This window comes from Sphingomonas rustica (assembly GCF_039652585.1).
GTDB lineage: Bacteria > Pseudomonadota > Alphaproteobacteria > Sphingomonadales > Sphingomonadaceae > Sphingomonas > Sphingomonas rustica.
Window position 1 is genome coordinate 529,096 of the sequence record NZ_JBDIZK010000002.1, and the last position, 17,287, is coordinate 546,382.

Here is a 17,287-nt window from a genome sequence, read left to right on the forward strand (position 1 = left end):
CATGGGAATTCGCGAAGCCATGCCGCTGCTCGCGCGTCACGAAGGCGTGTGGGACGGTGTCTATATCTATTACGATGCCGCCGGCCAGAAGATCGACGAGCACAAGTCGCGCCTGTTGTGCCGAGTCGATGAGGACTCGCCCAACCCCTATCACCAGACCAATTTCTATACTTGGGACGACGGCCGCACCGAGATCCGCGATTTCCCCGCCGAATATCGCGACGGGCGCATCTGGTGGGACAACGAGCTGATCGTGGGCTGGGCGGCGGAAGTCGCGCTCGACGACAAGAATCGCACGCTGATGCTCTATTGGCAGCGAACCGGCGATCCCGATCTCTATCTCTACGAGATGATCCAGATCTCCGACGACGGCACCTATCGCTGCCGAACCTGGCACTGGATCCGCGGCGGCCGGATCGAAACCCGCACCTCGATCGAGGAGCGGCTCGTCTCGCGCGACTGGCGCGGGATCGAGGCGGAGATGGCCAAGAGTGCAGCCTGAACCGCGCACCCTGTTCGACAAGCTGTGGGAACAGCACCGCGTCGCGCGCCTGAACGGTGAGGACCTGATCGCGATCGACCGGATCTTCCTGCACGAACGCACCGGGGCGGTGGCGCTGCGCTCGCTCGCCGCGGCGGGCCGCGCCGTCGTCGATCCGGCCCGGGTGTTTGCGGTGACCGATCATATCGTCGACACCCGGCACGGCCGGACGGGCACGCTCGTGCCGGGGGGCGACAGCTTCCTGTCCGCCACGCGTGAGGAAACGCGGGCCGCCGGAATCCGCCTGTTCGACGTGGGCGTTCCCGACCCGGGGATCGTCCACGTCATCTCGCCCGAACTCGCCATCGTGCTGCCGGGTGCGACGCTCGTCTGTCCCGACAGCCATACCTGCAGTCAGGGCGCACTTGGCGCGCTCGCCTGGGGCATCGGATCGACCGAGGCCGAACATGCCATGGCGACGGGGACGCTGCGCCTCACTCGGCCGCGCGCGACGCGCGTGACGTTCGAAGGAGCGCTCGCGCCCGGCGTCACCGCCAAGGACATGGCGCTGACCCTGATTGCCCGTCACGGCGCGGGCGGGGGGGAGGGCGATGCGATCGAATTCGCGGGCGATGCGGTGCGGGCGCTGGATATCGAAGGCCGACTGACCCTGTGCAACATGGCGACCGAATTCGCCGCGATGAGTGGGTTCATCGCGCCGGACGAGGTGACGTTCGACTATCTCCACGGCCGGCGGTTCGCGCCGCGCGGGGCCGAATGGGACGCCGCGGTGGCCGCCTGGCGTGAGCTGAAGACCGATCCCGGCGCACGCTTCGACCGCGAGATCGTGATCGACGCAGGCGCGATCGTGCCGATGGTCAGCTGGGGTACCAGCCCGCAAAGCGCGGTCGGGGTCGATGGCCGCGTGCCGGGGCAGGGCGAAAGCGGCCTTGGCGCCGACGGCTATGCCCGTGCGATCGACTATATGGGGCTTGCCCCCGGCCAGCCGCTGGACGCGCTGCCGATCGATGCCGCCTTCATCGGCAGCTGCACCAACAGCCGCATCGGCGATCTGCGGCGCGCAGCGGCGCTGGTGAAAGGACGCCGGGTCGCCGCCGGGCTCCAGGCGCTCGTCGTCCCCGGATCATCCGCCGTCCGCCGCGCGGCCGAGGCGGAAGGTCTCGACCGCATCTTCGTCGATGCCGGTTTCGAATGGCGGATGAGCGGCTGCTCGCTGTGCTTCTATGCCGGCGGCGAGGGGTTCGCGCCCGGTTCGCGCGTCATCTCGTCGACAAATCGCAATTTCGAAGGCCGGCAGGGGCCCGGTATCCGCACCCATATCGCCAGTCCCGAAACCGTGGCGGCCAGTGCCATTGCCGGCCGCATCGCCGATCCGCGGGAGCTATCGCGATGACCGCCTTCCCGCCCGTTCCGCGCGTCGAGGGTGTCGCCGCACCGCTATTGCGCGCCAATGTCGATACCGATGCGATAATCCCCTCGCGCGAGATCAAGGGCGTGGGCAAATCCGGGCTGGCGGACGGACTGTTCGCCGGCTGGCGCTACACCGCGCCCGGAACACGCGATCCCGTCGCCGGCTTCGTGCTCAACGACCCGCACTACACCCATGCGCCAATCATGCTGGCGGGCGAGAATTTCGGGTGTGGTTCCAGTCGCGAGCATGCCGTCTGGGCACTCCACGAATATGGCGTGCGCGCAGTGATCGCGCCCAGCTTCGCGCCGATCTTCCGCGGCAATTGCATCCGCAACGGTATCGTTCCCGTGGTGCTGAACGAGGCGGCAGTTCAGCGCGTCGCGCAGGTGGACGGGCCCGTCGTCGTGGATTTGCTGGCCCAGCAGGTCGAGGCGGGCGGTTCGCGCTTCGCGTTCGACATCGATGCCGAAGCCAAGGCGATGCTTGCCGAGGGACTGGACGGCATCGACCTGACGAAGCGGTACGGCACGGCGATCGACACCTTCCACGCCGCCGACCGGGCGGCGCGACCCTGGATCTATCTTAGGCAGGACCCATGACCATTCTCATCAGCGAAGTCGGCCCGCGCGACGGGTTGCAAAGCATCGATCGCATCATGCCGCTCGAGGCGAAGAAGGCGTGGATCGCCGCAGAGGCGGCGGCCGGCGTGCGCGAGATCGAGGTGGGCAGCTTCGTGCCGGCAAGCCTGCTTCCACAGATGGGCGATACCGCCGAGCTGGTCGCCTATGCCAACACCATCCCCGGCCTCGCCGTCGCGGTGCTGGTCCCCAACCTCAAGGGTGCGGAGCGCGCGCTGGCCGCTGGGGCGGGAAAGCTCTCGATTCCGCTGTCGGCTTCCGAAACGCACAGCCTGAAGAATGTCCGCCGCAGCCATGACCAGATGATCGACGAGATTCGCGCGATCGCGGCGTTGGTCGCCGGCGCGCCGGCCGACCGCCCCGTTCATTTCGAGGTCGGGCTGTCGACCGCATTCGGCTGCACGATCGAAGGTGCGGTGCCCGAGGACAAGGTCGTCGAACTCGCCGGCCGGGCCATCGAGGCGGGGGCGGTCGAGGTCTGCCTGTCGGACACCACCGGCTATGCCGATCCGGCGCAGGTGCGTCGCCTGGTCCGCCGCGTGAAGGCTGCTGTCGGCGACGAGCGGCTCAACAGCCTTCACCTGCATAATACCCGCGGCCTTGGCCTCGCCAACGCGCTGGCGGGACTGGACGAAGGCATCACCACGCTCGACGCGTCGCTGGGCGGCCTGGGCGGCTGCCCGTTCGCGCCCGGTGCATCGGGCAATATCGTGACCGAGGACCTGGCATTCATGCTGCACGCGATGGGGTACGACACCGGCATCGACCTGGATGCGCTGATGAAGGTGCGCGAGATCGTCGCGGTTGCACTTCCCGGCGAACCGCTTTACGGCTTCACCCCCGACGCCGGCCTTCCGCTCGATCTCGATCGGCGCGCGGCATGAGCGCGCCGCTGCCGCTCGCCGGGCTGACGGTGGTCGAGTTCACCCACATGGTGATGGGTCCCGCCGCTGGTGCGATTCTCGCGTCGCTGGGTGCCGAAGTGGTGCGGATCGAGCCGATCGGCGGCGATCATACGCGCAACCTGCTCGGGTCGGGCTCGGGCTATTTCCCGATGTACAACCGGCACAAGCAGAGCATCTGCCTCGATCTCAAGTCCGAAGACGGCATTGCGACGGCGCGTGCCCTGGTCGAGGATGCCGACATCCTGATCGAGAATTTCCGGCCTGGCGCGCTCGACCGGCTCGGCCTGGGCTATGATGCGCTGGCGCAGGTGAATCCGCGGCTCGTCTATTGCTCGCTGAAGGGATTCCTGCCGGGCCCCTATGAAAACCGCACCGCGCTGGACGAGGTGGCGCAGATGATGGGCGGGCTCGCCTATATGACCGGGCCGCCGGGGCGCCCGCTGCGTGCCGGATCGAGCGTCATCGACGTGACCGGCGGCATGTTCGGCGTCATCGCGATCCTGGCCGCGGTCGAGGAGCGTCACCGCACCGGAAACGGTCAGAAGGTGCAATCGTCGCTGTTCGAGACCACCGCCTATCTGGTCGGCCAGCACATGGCCCAGTTCGCTGTGACCGGAAAGGCGGCGGCGCCGATGCCGGCGCGTGTCTCGGCATGGGCGATCTACGACGTGTTCGAGACGCGGGACGATCCGGTCTTCATCGGCGTGGTCACCGATGCGCTGTGGCAGAAATTCTGCACGCTGTTCGGCCTCGACGATCTGTGGGCGGACGAGGGGCTGCGGCGCAACAATGATCGGGTGCTGGCGCGCGACCGGATCTTGCCGCGGATTCGCACGCTGATCGCGACCTTCACCCGCGACGAGGTGATCGCTCGGCTGGAGGGGTCGGGCCTGCCCTTCGCGCCGATCGGCCGGCCCGAGGATATGTTCGACGATCCGCACCTCGCCGCCGGCGGGCTCGAGCAGGTCACGCTGCCCGACGGGCGCGAGACGCGGCTGCCCGCGCTTCCGATCGAGATGGCCGGACGCCGGCTTGGCCGGGCTGCGACATTGCCCGAACCTGGCGCGGATGACCAAGTAATCCGCAGTATGATCAGCTGATCGTCGCTTGATCATTGTCCGGCGCTGGCATCTGCGCCATGACGGTGCGGGGCCTACGCAAGGGCACCTAAGTCATTGGAGCAGGATGTGATCCGCGATGCTATCGCCCGGGGGAAGGCGCCGCCGCGCTATCTGCAAGTTGCCGAAACGTTGCGGTCTGCAATCCTGTCGGGGGAGCTTTCGCCCGGCGATCAGTTTCCGACCGAGAGCGACCTGTGCAAGGCCCATGGCATCAGCCGGTTCACCGTGCGCGAGGCGTTGCGCCGGCTGGAGACGGAAGGCCTGATCGCGCGACGTCGCGGGTCTGGCACGGTCGTTCGCCCCGCTGCCGCACGGGGCGGAACGCTGCACCAGCCGCTGTCGAACGTCGGCGAGATCCTGCAATATGCCCAGGATACCTCGATCACCTTCACCGCCGAAGGCGCCTCGCGGCTGCCGCGCAAGATCGCCGAGGAAATCGATTCTCCTGCGAACGAGAAATGGTTCCGGTTCCGCGGAACCCGTCTCCGGTCGGGGGACGACCTGCCGATCGCCGTCACCGATGCCTTCGTCCATGGCCGGCTGGCGGACGTGGTGGGATCGTTCGACCTGAACCAGAGCACCTTGTTCCGCCAGATCGAGCAGTTCGGCGGCGTTCGGGTCGGCCGGATCACGCAGGATATCCAGGCGGTCTCGGCAAGCGCCGAGATGTCGGTATTGCTGCAGGTCCAGCGGCGCAGCGCCTGCCTGCGAATCCTGCGCTGCTACTATGATGTCGAGGATCGGCTGTACGAGATCTCCGCCAGCTATCACCCCGGCGAGCGCTTCGCCTATTCCATGCATATGGAGAGCGACCGCTAGCAGGGGGCGCTACCGGTATCGCGATGCAGCTTCTTTCTTGGCTGCGGTACCGGAAGCGGTTGCACAGACCAGATCGCTCTGCTTAAGTTGTCCGGACAAATGTGACGGCCGGGAGCTTGCCTTGAGCGTATATGCCTATCCCTCGCTGGTGTTCGTGCACCTGCTGCTGTTCGTCCTGTGGCTGGGCGCCGATGTCGGCGTGTTCGTGCTCGGCCAGCATTTCCGCAAGCGTCAGAGTTATACGCTCGATCAGCGGCTGGCGCTGCTGAAGCTGCTGGTCGAGGTCGACATGGTCCCGCGCACGGCATGGGCGCTGATGGTGCCGGTCAGCCTCTCCGTCGTCGCGATGGGTGGCTTCTGGGCCGTGCCCCAGTGGCTGCTCGTGCTGGCTTGGGCGGTTGGTGCATTCTGGATCTGGCTGGTCTGGGACGCGCACCTTCATGACCAGACGCCGCGTGCCGCGCGCGACCGCCGGATCGAGTTCGTGCTCAAGATCGGCCTGACGCTCTTCTATCTCGGGCTGGGCGGGTTGTCGCTGGCAGGGCAGGGTCCGCTTCTGGACGTCTGGCTGGCCGCGAAGGCGCTGTTGTTCGGCGTGATCTTCGCCGCCGCGATCATGATCGACGTGGCGTTCAAGCCGGTGGGTCCGCTCCTGGTCCGGTTGATCCGGGAAGGATCGAGCGACGCGACCGAAGTCCCGCTGCTGCGCACGATGAACCGTACGCGGATCTGGGTCTGGACGGTGTACGCGCTGCTGCTCGCCACTGCCTATATCGGGTCGGTGAAGCCGTTTTGATGCGCTGGCTGGCGCTTGCCGCTGCGGTATCGCTATCCGCCTGCGGCACGCCTTCGGCGCCAGGGGCGGCCGACACGGGCAACGTCGCCCTGTCGGGATGTGCTGCATGTCACAGCCTGTCGGCGGACGGTGCGCGGGGATCGGGCCCGGCTCTCTCCGGCATCGTCGGACGACGCGCGGGCGCTTTACCGGACTATGCCTATTCGCCGGCGCTGAAGGCCAGCGGAATCACCTGGTCCCCGCAAACGCTGGACGGTTTTCTTGCCGATCCGGGCAAAGTCATCCCCGGTACGCGCATGATGACGCGCGTACCGGACCCGGCGCAGCGTAAGCGCATCGTCGATGCGCTCACCGCTCAGTAGGTCAGTCCAGGTCGACGAGGACCTTGCCCATCGACCGCCCCGAGAGCAGCCATTCGACGGCGTCGGGAATGTCGCCGATCCCCTGGAACGGCTTGTCGTCGCGGACGACCTCGATCTTCCCGGCCTCGTACAACGCGAACAGCCGCTCGCGTGCGGCGGGCCACAGGTCGGTCAGCAACCCGTTCATGAACCCGCGCACTGACACGCCCTTATAGTAGATCGAGTGCGCGATACGGGGCGCGGAGACGATTTCCGGCTTGCCGTCCAGATCCTGCGCCGCGCCCGATACGACCAGCCGCCCGTGCGGCGCCATATTGGCGAGGAAGGCGTCGAAGATGCCGCCGCTGACGCTGTCGAGCGCGACGTTGAGGCCCTTGGGATATTCCGCACGCAGCACCGCGTCGAGATCCTCGGTCCGATAGTCGATGACGCGATGCACGCCCAGCCGCTTGAGCATCTCGCCCTTTCGTCCTCCACCGCACACGCCGATCACGGTGCAGCCGCGCAGCAGCGCGAGCTGGACGAGCAGATGGCCCAGTCCTCCGGCAGCAGCCGAGATTGCGACGGTATCGCCATCGCGAACCTCGCCGATATGTTCCAGCGCCAGCAGCGCGGAGACCCCGGTGGTGACCAGCGTCAGGATGTCGGCGGTGGCGGCGGGAACGGGAACGAACTCTGTCGCAGGCGCGATGCTGATCTCGCGATAGCCGCGTCCGAACCGGGTGGTGGCGACCGGGTCGCCGACCGCGAACCCTTCGACATCCGGGCCGACGGCCTCCACCGTTCCAATCGCCTCGACGCCACAGAAGCTGGGCAGGGGGATCGTGATATAGTCCACCGCATTGCGGGCGATCTGCGTATCGAAAATGCCGTTGATGCCGCAAATCCGGTTGCGAACGCGCAGCTCGCCCGGACCAGGCGTGACCACGGGCAGTGTGATCAGCTTTGACGATTCGCGAAATGTGGGAGCGAACTCGACGATCTGGAGAGCCTGATAGGTTGCCTCGTCTTCCAACATGCTTGACCTCCAACGTCGCGAAACACTTAAAGTTGTCCGGACATATCAGGCAATGCCGGCCGGGCAAGCCGTTTCTGTTTCCGGAAGGTTCGGGATGGCAGCCACCGAGAAGCGCTTGATGGGCGACCTGTCGCGCGCACTGGTCCGGACGAGGGAGCAACGCTAGCACAGCCCCAGCCTGCGGCGAATTGCGAGCAACGCCTAAATCTTCCTATCAACCGGTGCGTGGAGCATGGCTAATTGATTGCAAAGAGTGAAGTCTCTTCTGAAACCGGGCGTAGGCGACCGTAACTTCGTCTCTTAAATCGGCCGCCCGCAAAGTATGAGTAGTTTTCCGCGATCCGACATTATCGACACCATGTGCGACATCGTTTAGAAGTTCTTCGGATCGAAAGGGGTGTAGCGCATTATTGGCGTTCGACAGCCAGTATTGCCTGCATGTCATTGCAAGTACATGGCCGCGCGGTGGGGAGTATGAAATGCAAGGTGATCGATCGAGCCGCCTGACACCCTTGCTCACCCCGGCTGCCCGTCCGGTGGCATCTCTTGCAAGCAAGCGTGGTCATAGATTGCGCGCCAGGGAACAGCACGGCGCCGCGCTTTTCTGGTTCAAACTGGCCGATCGGATATCTCCCGGGCAGGCGAACGTCACCGGTCATATCGGCGCCAGTCTGATGGAACTTGGGCACTATGACGCGGCGCGCCCCTGGTTGCGCGCCAGTTGCGATGGCGTTGCCGCGCGAGGGCGGGAGTTGTTGTGCACCGCTCATTGTCTGGTCCGACTGGGCAAGGCCGACTTGGCGGCAGATGTATTTTCTCGCGCCTGCGACCTTTCACCCGACGACGCCCAGGTCCTGTCAGAGGCCGCCGGGTTTTTTAGAACAGTCAATCAGCGCGAGAAGGCTCGGATGCTGCTTGAACAGGCGATGGTCCTGAGGCCGGATGATCCGGAGATCGCGCGAATGGCACTGGCGGTGAGTCCGCGTAACCGGACCCATGTCGATAGGCTTCACTTCGTGACGATCGGGACCACCGGACTGTGCAACGCTTCCTGCGTTCATTGTCCCACGGGCAAGGCAGAGACTGCGCACGTCCCGAGAATCCCCATGGCGATGCCGCTCTTTCGTCGGATCATCGACGGCTTGAGGGACAGTCGGCTGCCAATCGTCGAAGGCGTCATTTTCGGCTTGTTCGGAGACGGGCTGGTCGATCCGTACGTGGTGGAACGGGCGAAATATGTCAGAGCGAATCTGCCGGCCATACCGCTGGTCATCAATACCAACGGCGCCGCATATGATCGTAAGAAACACGCCGAGCTTATCGACCTGGTCACGACCATCAACCTGCACTGCGAATCGCTCAAGCCCGATGTCTATGACCAGTTGATGGCGCCGCTCCGCATGGAGCGGACCCAAACCAAACTGGACATGATCATGCAGAATTTCGCCGGGCGGGCACAGGTAACCATACCGGTCAGCCGAGCCAACCGACACGACATGGCCGCCCTGCAAACCCATTTCCTTGAACGCGGTGCGGTGAGCGTCGTGTTCACACCCCTGTCGTCACGTTGCGCGCGTGACCAGAGTGCGTTCGACCGGCTCGCGTTCGATCCGAAGCCGATCCGTTGCTCGACCGATCTGTTCGACAATCTGACGATCGACTGCGATGGAACGGTCGTGGCCTGCTGCAACGATTTTTCCCGCGAAGTACCGATTGGCAACGCCAATGAGCAATCCATGGACAGCTTGCTGCAGGACGAACGCAGGCTGAAGATGGTCGAAGCCTTCCAGCAGGACAGGCACACGGACTATTCGACCTGCGTCCGGTGTCGTGCCGATGTGACAATTCCTGCCTACGCCTGATCCCGTCGAAGCGGTAAGACAGGACGCGGCAGAGGCCGCATCGTCATCAGTCGCCGCTGATGAAGGTACATGGCAGTCCGGCTCAACTTCAGGCCGCCGTTACTCGCCGGGTCATCGCTGCATTGTGACGCTGTGCCCACGATTTTGGAACGGTTGCTCCTTCCGCCGCCTGGGCTGGACCTGGCGATCCTTGGCCGCAGCCTGGCGGGTCGAACTATCCTTGTCTTGCGGTGCACTGCGGCAGGCAGCGACGTCAGATCCGAATTAATTGGCGACGCATCTAATAACGCCGATTGAGCGGTCTGAACCTTTAGCCGAGATTTTACATTGGTTTGCGGGCCAAATCGCGGTAGCGAGTCCGGTTATAGAAGTTTCCCGCACATCAGGCCTGAACGGCGACAGCTTGCTCCACCAAATTCCCTCGAATTCCGCACGCCGCGCGCTGGACGTGCTTGGCGACCGCTGGACGTTGATGATCCTGTATCTCGCCTTTGGCGGGGTAAGGCGGTTCGAAGGGTTCCAGGGGCGTATCGGAATTGCGCGGAGCTTGCTCACCAACCGTCTGGGACGGCTGGTAGATGCTGGCGTATTCCGGCGAGCCCGATACCAGGATCGTCCCCCGCGATACGACTATCGCCTGACCCCGATGGGCCTCGACCTGTTCGGGGCGTCGCTGATGATCATTCGCTGGGAAAAGCGCTGGTTTCCCGATCCGGAGGCACCGATCCATTCGCTGCGCCATCAATGCGGACATGTCTTCACTCCCGAACTGCGCTGCGCGGCGTGCGATGACGAAGTGGTTCCGCGCGACGTCTTCGCGACGGAGGGGCCTGGGGCCGGGCTCGAACCGCCGCAGGCGCCACGCGCGCAGCGGCGATCTTCGGTCGAGCGCGGCAAGCTGGATCCGCACGAGAAGATGCTGGAACGTGCGCTGGAAGTACTCGGCGACCGCTGGATCGCGCACACCATCGCCTCGGCGTTCAGTGGCACCCGCCGGTTCCGTGAATTCGAGGAGCAGTTGGGCGTGGCGCCCAACATTCTGTCGGAGCGGCTTGCGCGCCTGGTCGCGCTGCGGATACTGGAGCGGCTGCGCTACCAGGAAAAGCCCGAGCGGTTCGAGTACCGCCTGACTGCCGAGGGGCGCGATCTGTTTCCGCTGATCGTCGAATTGATCCGCTGGGGCGATCGCTGGCTCGCGGGCGAAAAGGGCCCGCCACAGATCCTGACGCACCGGCCGTGCGGGCATGTGCTGCGGTCGCGTATCACCTGCGACCAGTGTCATGCCGAGGTGACGGTAACCTCGACGATCCTGCCCTAGTGCAGGGACCGGCTCAGTTGGTCAACGCGCGGACATGGTCGGGTACGGCTTCGCCCGCGCGAAGCTTCTCCATTCGGCGCGTGTCGAGATAGTCGCGCCAGGCTGCTATGCGATCGCCCTCGAACTCCACAACCGCGGCATAGGGCATTTCGATCTCGACGCCGGTGGTGCGGCAATAGGCATCGATCCCTTCGACGAACAGCAGATCGCCGTCCTCGGCGTGCCGCAGGATGCGCCAGCGCGTGTCAGTCATGTCGGCTCGCAAGTGGGTGAGGAAGGCGCGCACCGCCGCCTTGCCTTCGAGGGGTGCGAAGGCGCCCGCGGCGACGTGCCAGCGCACATCGTCGGTCATCACTGCGAGCACACCGTCGATGTCGCCCGCATTCCATGCCGTCACCAGCCGTGTGAACAAATCGTGGCGGGTCAAGCGGGTCGGTCCAGGATCAGCTCGCGCAGCTCGCGGCGCGGCACCTTGTTCATGGCGTTGCGCGGCAGCGCATCGAGCAGCACGAGCTGCTCGGGTAATTTGAAGCGTGCGAGGCCGCGTTGCTCCAGCCAGTCGGTGATCGTCGCAAGATCAAGCTGCTGACCGTCGACCGGCACGACCGCCGCGCACATTCGCTCGCCCATCCGCTCGTCGGGCAGTCCGACCACGGCGGCTTCCCTGATCGCGGGATGGCCTGCGAGCAGGTCGTCGATCTCCGCCGGGGAGATGTTGACGCCGCCGCGAACGATGATCTCCTTGCAGCGTCCGACGAAGCGATAGAAGCGCGGCACCGGTCCGTCTCCCGCGATCTCGAACAGGTCGCCGGTGCGGTAGAAGCCCTGCGCGTCGAAGGCGTTCGCCGTGGTCTCGCGATTATTCCAATAGCCTCCAAAGGTCGCCGCCCCCTGGAAGCGCAGCTCGCCGGGCTTCCCGGCTTCGGTAATGTCGGTCTCGGTCTCGAGATCGACGAGGCGCGTCTGGATCATCGCGTTGCTGACGCTATCCGGCCAATCGACCCCCTCTACCCCCATGCGCGGGAAATATCGGGCGCGCTCGCTGTGGTCGGGCATCGACCTGGCGTCGCTGAACAGCGAGGCGCCCTCGTTCGAGCCGTAGATATTGCAGACCTCGATCCCGTATCGTTCCGCAAAACCTTCGATCATGAAAGGCGACAGCGGCGCCGAACCCGACCCGATCGCGCGCAGTGACGAAAGGTCCATGCTGTCGAGCAGCCCGGGTGCCTTGAGCAGCGCCGTGAGGATGGCGGGTGCGGCGATGGTATAGTTGACCCGCTCCTCGACGATCTGGCGCAGGAACAGCTGGAGATCGAACGGGTGGTGGAGGACCAAGGTCCCCTGTTTCATCAGCCACGGCGTCACGAGCCCGAACGAGCCGATGTTGATCAACGGGAACGGGTTCAGCAGCACTTCCGCATCGCCGATATCGGCAGCCTCGGCAACCATCTGGCCGTTGACGATCCACTGGTTCTGATCGCGCGGCACGCCCTTCGGACGCGCTTCGGTCCCTGACGTCCAGAAGATCGTGAAGACTTCCGCCGGCCGCATCGGCTGGGCATCGTGATAGGCAGCGGCACGCGCAGGATCGGCGATGGCGATATGGGCGTCGAGGTCGATCGTCCCCTCGACTGCATTCCCGCCGGTGACGAGCACCCGGCAGTCGCGATCCCTCGCGACGTCGAGCGCCATCGCCGCATGATCGAAGCCCGCAAATGTGGCGAGCGTGACGATCGCGCGCGGACGAACGGTGTCGGCGACATGGGTCAGCTCGTGCCGGCGATAGGGCATCGCCACCGGTGAGATGATCAGCCCGATGCGAGAGGCGGCGAGCGCGAGGATCACCGTGTCGGCGATATTGGGGAGCTGATAGGTGAGAATGTCATCCTTGCTCAGCCCGCAGTCAAGCAATGCGGCGCCGACGCGGTCGACCTCCTCGCCTAGTTGCGCCCAGGTCAGACGCCGGGGCGGCCGGCCGTCGAGATCGGTCCGGTTGGCCGGATCGACCAGTGCGATCCGATCGGGAACCTCGCGCCGGTTGCGCTGAAGCCAGTCGTCGAGCGTCAGATCGCCCCACCATCCCCGGGCGGTATAGTCATCGACCTTGTCCTGCGGCGTCAATTGCATCTCGGCTCTCCGTTCAGGTGGCGCGCTTGGGCGGCCAAGGGACGAAGCCCGAGGTGCGCGCGATATAGTCGGCATAGTCGGGCTTGGTCTTGCGCATGCGAAACTCCAGCGTCGGCGCGCCGGACCATTTCATCAGCGTCCAGGTGAGCAGCAGCGGCCCCGGGAGCGCCCACCAGCCGATCGCCGTTTCCGCGCCGATCAGGAACAGGCCCCACCAAACACAGGCGTCACCGAAATAATTGGGATGGCGGGTATAGCGCCACAGGCCTGTCGACAGCACCTTGCCCTGGTTGGCGGGGTTCTTGCGGAAGCGGGTCAGTTGCCAGTCACCGACGCTTTCGAAAGCGATACCGAAGATCGCAAGCGCGGCGCCGACATGGGCGAGCGTCCCGAGCGCCAATGGTTCGGCCTGGATCATTCCCAGCATCACCGGCAGGGCGACGATGAATTGAAGCGGCGCCTGCGTCGCGAACACGAGCCAGAACGACGCCTTGCCATAGGACCAGCCGCGCTTCTCCTGAGCCTTCTCCATCATCCGAACGTAGCGACGGTCGGGACCATGATCGCGCCAGCGCCAGAAGAGATAGCCGCCGAGCCGGACGGCCCAGACCATGCAGAGCGAGAGCAGCAGGACGCGCCGGTCGGTTCCGCCGCCAAGCTGCACGAAGGTCGCCAGTGCGAGCAACGCCATGCCCAGCGCCCACCAGGCATCGACCATCGTGACATCGCGGATCGACGCGCAGATCGCCCAGAGCAGGGTGAACGCGATGATGACCGTCAGCGCATTGATCGCCAGGATTTGCACGATTGCCATTGCCGTTTCCTTTCCCCTTCCGATTGCCGGATCAGCGCCCGGTCGAAATGCTGTCCATGTCGAGCATCCGCGCCAGCGCGCGCTCCTGCGCCTTGGGATCGCGGGCCATCGCCGCGCGGACTTCCATCGCCATGCGGTCGGTGTCGATCTCGTCGGCGCCGCGCCGGATCGCGGAAAGGCCAATGCGCGCGATATCCTCCGGGCGCTCCTTCGTGCCCTCGACATGCGCGGCCATGCGCGTGTCGACCGATCCGACGATCAGCGCGGTCACCGAGGTGCCTTGCTTTGCCAGTTCGGCGCGGATCGAGGTGCTGGCCGCGCGCGCGGCGAATTTGGACGGGCTGTAGCCGCCCATTGCCGGCACAGCGACCAGCCCGCCGGAGGACAGGACATTGACGATCGCGCCACCGCCATTGCGCTTCAGGATCGGAGCGAAGGCGCGGCACATGCCGAGCAAGCCGAAATAATTGACCTCCATCTCGGCTCGGGCCGCGTCGATCGTATCTGCGCCGATCAGCCGCTGATTCAGGAACGCGCCGGCATTGTTGACCAGGATCGAGACGTCGCCGGCATCGCGCGAGGCCGCCTGAATCTGCTCCGGATCGGCCACGTCGAGGGTCAGGACCTCGACGCGCGACCCGCCTTCCGCTGCCAGATGGCTTGCATTCGCCGGGTCGCGGGTGCCGACATAGACCTTCGCCGCGCCATGGTTCAGCAATGCGCGGACGAACGCCTCGCCGATGCCGCGATTGCCGCCGGTGACCAGCGCCGTCGAACCCTCGATCTGCATGCCCATCACGCGGCGTCCCGCTTGTAGAGACTGTCGTCCGGCTTCTTCGCGCTCATGACCAGCTCGGTGCCGGGCGGGAACATCAGTCCGCGGCCCCAGCTTTCGGCATGAGGCATTTCGTGGTTCCATTCCCATACCAGCCGGCGATGGGCGATCTTCCACAGGCTGTCTCGCCGCTCGAACCGGTCGAGCGCGCGGGCGAGGGTCAGCGTGTCGAACGTCTCGCCGTCCTTCTTCATCCGCGCAAAGGCCAGAATATAATGTTCGGCATGAGCAATATCGCCGTCGAGCTCGATCACCAGGTTGGTGGCGAGATGGTTCATGATGCCCGCGCGCGGCAGCATCTTGCCCATCAGCGCGACATAGTCGGATGCCGGCCCCTTGAAGACGCCGCCATGGTCCTCGATCGCGTCAACATGATAGGCCGCGGCGATCAGATCGATATCGGCACGATCGGCGCCGCGCAGATACAGGTTGATGACGTCCGTGATGGCCTGCCGGTCGAGCAGCGCCTGGATGGCGGGGTCGGTCATTTGGCGTCTCCCAGATCGATGATGTCGGCGTCGGGCATATCGGCGTAGAGGCGCGCAACCTGATCGGCGCGGCGATCGATCACCGCGCGGCGGTTGATCGTTCCCTTGTCCGACATCTCGTGCGCATTGGCGCTGGGCGGTTCGTCCAGCAAAAGCGCGCGGCGAATGCGCGATGCGCTGCCCTGCTGACCGGCGTTGAACGCGGCGAGCGCGGCGGCGATCTCCGTGCGAGATGCCGATGGTGCCGACCAGGCGAGGAGCGTTAGATAGGGACGGTCGGCGTCGCACAGCACCACCTCGCGGACCATCGGTGCCAGCGCCTTGAGCAACTGGTCGCGCAGTGCTCCGCCATAGACCCACGCGCCGCTCGAAAGCTTGAACTCCTCGGCCACCCGACCGGCAAAGGCTAGCCCGGCCTCCGGACGATCGGGATCGTTGAACACCGCCATGTCGCCGGTCCGGTAAAAGCCCTCCTCGTCGAAGGCGGCGGCGGTCTTGTCCGGCTCGTCGAGATAACCGCGCGTGACCATCCGTCCCTTGACCCGTACTTCGAAGCGGTCGCCCTGCGGTACCAGCTTGACCGTGGCGCCGGGGGCGGGGAGGCCGATGCCGACCCGGTCGGTCTCGAAATAGATCGCCATGAAGGCCGATACCGTCTCGGTCGCGCCATAGCCGGAGGTCAGCATGATGCGATGGCCGGTTTCTGCGATCGCGGCGGCCTGAAGCCGGTCGTAGACCGGCTGGCTCAGCCCGGCACCGCCATAGAGCATCACGCGAAGTTTCGAGAAGAAGGTGCGGCGCAGCACAGCGTCGCGTTCGAGCGCCTCGACCAGCATGCCGTAACCCATCGGTACGTTGTTGTAGAAGCCGACGCCGATCTCCCTCAGATTGCGGATCGACTCATCGAACAGGCCGGGCACCGGCTTGCCGTCGTCGATGTACAGCGTGCCGCCCTCGGTGAGCGTATTGCGCAACACCGATGCGCCCGCGGCATGATGCCAGGGCAGCCAGTCGAGCATCGCGTCGTGCCACCCCGCGGCCTCGCCGACCATCTGGCGGCACTGGATCGTATTGGCGCCGAAATTGTCAAAGCTGAGTTCGACCAGCTTGGGCAGGCCGGTCGAACCCGAGGTCAGCATATAGGCGGCGAGATCGTCCGGCTGGATCGCATCGATCGCCGTCGCCACCGCATCGGTGGGCAGGGAGGCGTAGAGCGTGTCGAATGCGGTCGCCATGGCCCCGATCGCCGAAGGGATGTCGGTCACGATCAGCGCGTCGCCGGTATCGAGTTCGCGGATCGCGCCGGCCATGCGCGCGGCGTTGCCCGCCACGATCACGCCCGGGCGAGTCTTGCGGACGACGTGCGCCAGCCGGCCGTAATCGCCGCCAAGCGCGGCATAGGCGCTACTGACCGGGACCACCGGCAGGCCCGCCGCCCAGCCGGCGAAGCTCATCACTGCGAAGGCAAGACCGTTGTCGGCGATCAGCAGCAACGGCCTTCCGTCCGGAGCATGATCGAGCAGCCATTGCGTCGCCGCATCGATGTGTTGCTTGAGGTCGGCATAGGCGACCGTGCGCCAACCGTCATGGCCAGCTTCACGCCAGGCAAGCGCCGGCTTGTCCGGCTGGATTCGTGCCGCACGTGCGAAAGCGGCCGGCAGGTTCGCGTCGAGTTCGGCGAGCGCGATGTTCGTCGCCAGGACGATCGTGCCGTCGTCGCGGTGGTCGACGGATAGATCGACCGGCATCAGCCGCGCTTCGCGAAACGGCGGCGGCGTGGCGGCGGCCATCGTCAGACCGCCGGTCGCGTGAGCATCGCCTCGACATGCTCGCTGACCCCCTGGCCGGCGAGCTGGTTCTCCTGCAATCGGCCGTCGAAATATTCGCGCCAGTGGCGGATCAGACCGTCTTCATAGTTGAGTATCCCGCAATAGGGGATGGCGACGCGGATGCCGTCCGTGGTGTCGAATTCATCGACGCCCTCCATCCAGACGGTGTCGCCGACCTGCGCCACGTCGAACAGCCGCCAGCGATTGTTGGTGATCCGGCCCTTCATCGCCTCGAGCGCCTTGCGCATCGCGTCGCGTCCCTTGAGCGGAGCGCGGATGCCGCCGGAGTTGTTCCAGACGACGTCCGGATGGAGGCAGGCGAGCACTCCGTCGATGTCCGCGCGGTGCCAGCTTTCGATTACGCGCCGCAGCGTCGCAACATGGTCGGTCATCTCTCTCTCCTTCGCAAATGCCGGGAGGGGTTCGACCAGCAACAGGGCCG

At 65.5% G+C, this 17,287-nt stretch carries 18 protein-coding genes; 10 read left to right on the plus strand and 8 right to left on the minus strand.

The window, feature by feature from the left end; all coding sequences use genetic code 11:
• The first annotated feature begins 1 nt into the window (after position 1).
• The 8 genes from TPR58_RS05390 (at position 2) to TPR58_RS05425 (ending at position 6,554) form a co-directional block, all read left to right on the plus strand.
• Entirely contained in the window at positions 2 to 502 is a 501-nt protein-coding gene (locus TPR58_RS05390; protein WP_346245593.1) for a DUF3598 domain-containing protein, read from the plus strand.
• Positions 492 to 1,895, plus strand: coding sequence for a 3-isopropylmalate dehydratase large subunit (locus TPR58_RS05395; protein WP_346245594.1), 1,404 nt, complete (start codon positions 492 to 494; stop codon positions 1,893 to 1,895). The genes TPR58_RS05390 and TPR58_RS05395 overlap by 11 nt, the downstream gene beginning before the upstream one ends.
• Complete coding sequence (gene leuD / locus TPR58_RS05400) at positions 1,892 to 2,512, plus strand: 3-isopropylmalate dehydratase small subunit (RefSeq protein WP_346245595.1); 621 nt, start codon at positions 1,892 to 1,894, stop codon at positions 2,510 to 2,512. Before TPR58_RS05395 ends, leuD begins: the two co-directional genes overlap by 4 nt.
• Positions 2,509 to 3,435, plus strand: coding sequence for a hydroxymethylglutaryl-CoA lyase (locus tag TPR58_RS05405; RefSeq protein WP_346245596.1), 927 nt, complete (start codon positions 2,509 to 2,511; stop codon positions 3,433 to 3,435). Before leuD ends, TPR58_RS05405 begins: the two co-directional genes overlap by 4 nt.
• The gene (locus TPR58_RS05410; protein WP_346245597.1) at positions 3,432 to 4,556 is read left to right on the plus strand and encodes a CaiB/BaiF CoA transferase family protein; all 1,125 of its coding nucleotides are present in this window, start codon (positions 3,432 to 3,434) and stop codon (positions 4,554 to 4,556) included. Before TPR58_RS05405 ends, TPR58_RS05410 begins: the two co-directional genes overlap by 4 nt.
• Positions 4,557 to 4,643: 87 nt before the next feature.
• The gene (locus TPR58_RS05415; protein ID WP_346245598.1) at positions 4,644 to 5,396 is read left to right on the plus strand and encodes a GntR family transcriptional regulator; all 753 of its coding nucleotides are present in this window, start codon (positions 4,644 to 4,646) and stop codon (positions 5,394 to 5,396) included.
• Between the two features lie 121 nt (positions 5,397 to 5,517).
• Positions 5,518 to 6,192 (plus strand): hypothetical protein, encoded by a 675-nt coding sequence (locus TPR58_RS05420; RefSeq protein ID WP_346245599.1) that lies wholly within the window; start codon positions 5,518 to 5,520, stop codon positions 6,190 to 6,192.
• Positions 6,192 to 6,554 carry a c-type cytochrome gene (locus tag TPR58_RS05425; RefSeq protein ID WP_346245600.1) on the plus strand — a complete coding sequence of 121 codons (363 nt, stop codon included), beginning with the start codon at positions 6,192 to 6,194 and terminating at the stop codon, positions 6,552 to 6,554. The genes TPR58_RS05420 and TPR58_RS05425 overlap by 1 nt, the downstream gene beginning before the upstream one ends.
• A gap of 1 nt (position 6,555) precedes the next feature.
• Here TPR58_RS05425 and TPR58_RS05430 read toward each other — a convergent pair whose 3' ends face one another.
• Positions 6,556 to 7,572, minus strand: a complete 1,017-nt coding sequence (locus TPR58_RS05430; RefSeq protein WP_346245601.1) for a zinc-binding dehydrogenase — start codon at positions 7,570 to 7,572, stop codon at positions 6,556 to 6,558.
• A gap of 410 nt (positions 7,573 to 7,982) precedes the next feature.
• Here TPR58_RS05430 and TPR58_RS05435 point away from each other — a divergent pair, with 410 nt between their 5' ends.
• Both TPR58_RS05435 and TPR58_RS05440 read left to right on the plus strand, forming a co-directional pair.
• A complete protein-coding gene (locus tag TPR58_RS05435) occupies positions 7,983 to 9,434 on the plus strand; it encodes an SPASM domain-containing protein (RefSeq protein WP_346245602.1) in 1,452 nt (483 codons plus the stop codon).
• Between the two features lie 268 nt (positions 9,435 to 9,702).
• Positions 9,703 to 10,752 (plus strand): winged helix-turn-helix transcriptional regulator, encoded by a 1,050-nt coding sequence (locus TPR58_RS05440; protein WP_346245603.1) that lies wholly within the window; start codon positions 9,703 to 9,705, stop codon positions 10,750 to 10,752.
• Between the two features lie 13 nt (positions 10,753 to 10,765).
• Here TPR58_RS05440 and TPR58_RS05445 read toward each other — a convergent pair whose 3' ends face one another.
• Genes TPR58_RS05445 through TPR58_RS05475 form a run of 7 tightly spaced genes read right to left on the minus strand, consistent with a single transcriptional unit; the run spans position 10,766 to position 17,237 of the window.
• Complete coding sequence (locus TPR58_RS05445) at positions 10,766 to 11,179, minus strand: nuclear transport factor 2 family protein (RefSeq protein WP_346245604.1); 414 nt, start codon at positions 11,177 to 11,179, stop codon at positions 10,766 to 10,768.
• Positions 11,176 to 12,879, minus strand: coding sequence for a class I adenylate-forming enzyme family protein (locus tag TPR58_RS05450; RefSeq protein WP_346245605.1), 1,704 nt, complete (start codon positions 12,877 to 12,879; stop codon positions 11,176 to 11,178). Before TPR58_RS05450 ends, TPR58_RS05445 begins: the two co-directional genes overlap by 4 nt.
• Positions 12,880 to 12,892: 13 nt before the next feature.
• Complete coding sequence (locus tag TPR58_RS05455; RefSeq protein WP_346245606.1) at positions 12,893 to 13,693, minus strand: DUF1295 domain-containing protein; 801 nt, start codon at positions 13,691 to 13,693, stop codon at positions 12,893 to 12,895.
• A gap of 31 nt (positions 13,694 to 13,724) precedes the next feature.
• Positions 13,725 to 14,489, minus strand: a complete 765-nt coding sequence (locus tag TPR58_RS05460; protein ID WP_346245607.1) for an SDR family oxidoreductase — start codon at positions 14,487 to 14,489, stop codon at positions 13,725 to 13,727.
• On the minus strand, positions 14,489 to 15,016 hold the full coding sequence (locus tag TPR58_RS05465) for a nuclear transport factor 2 family protein (RefSeq protein WP_346245608.1): 528 nt from the start codon (positions 15,014 to 15,016) through the stop codon (positions 14,489 to 14,491). The genes TPR58_RS05460 and TPR58_RS05465 overlap by 1 nt, the downstream gene beginning before the upstream one ends.
• Positions 15,013 to 16,806 (minus strand): AMP-binding protein, encoded by a 1,794-nt coding sequence (locus TPR58_RS05470; RefSeq protein ID WP_346245609.1) that lies wholly within the window; start codon positions 16,804 to 16,806, stop codon positions 15,013 to 15,015. Before TPR58_RS05470 ends, TPR58_RS05465 begins: the two co-directional genes overlap by 4 nt.
• Before the next feature lie 2 nt (positions 16,807 to 16,808).
• Positions 16,809 to 17,237 carry a nuclear transport factor 2 family protein gene (locus TPR58_RS05475; RefSeq protein WP_346245610.1) on the minus strand — a complete coding sequence of 143 codons (429 nt, stop codon included), beginning with the start codon at positions 17,235 to 17,237 and terminating at the stop codon, positions 16,809 to 16,811.
• Positions 17,238 to 17,287 lie beyond the last annotated feature (50 nt).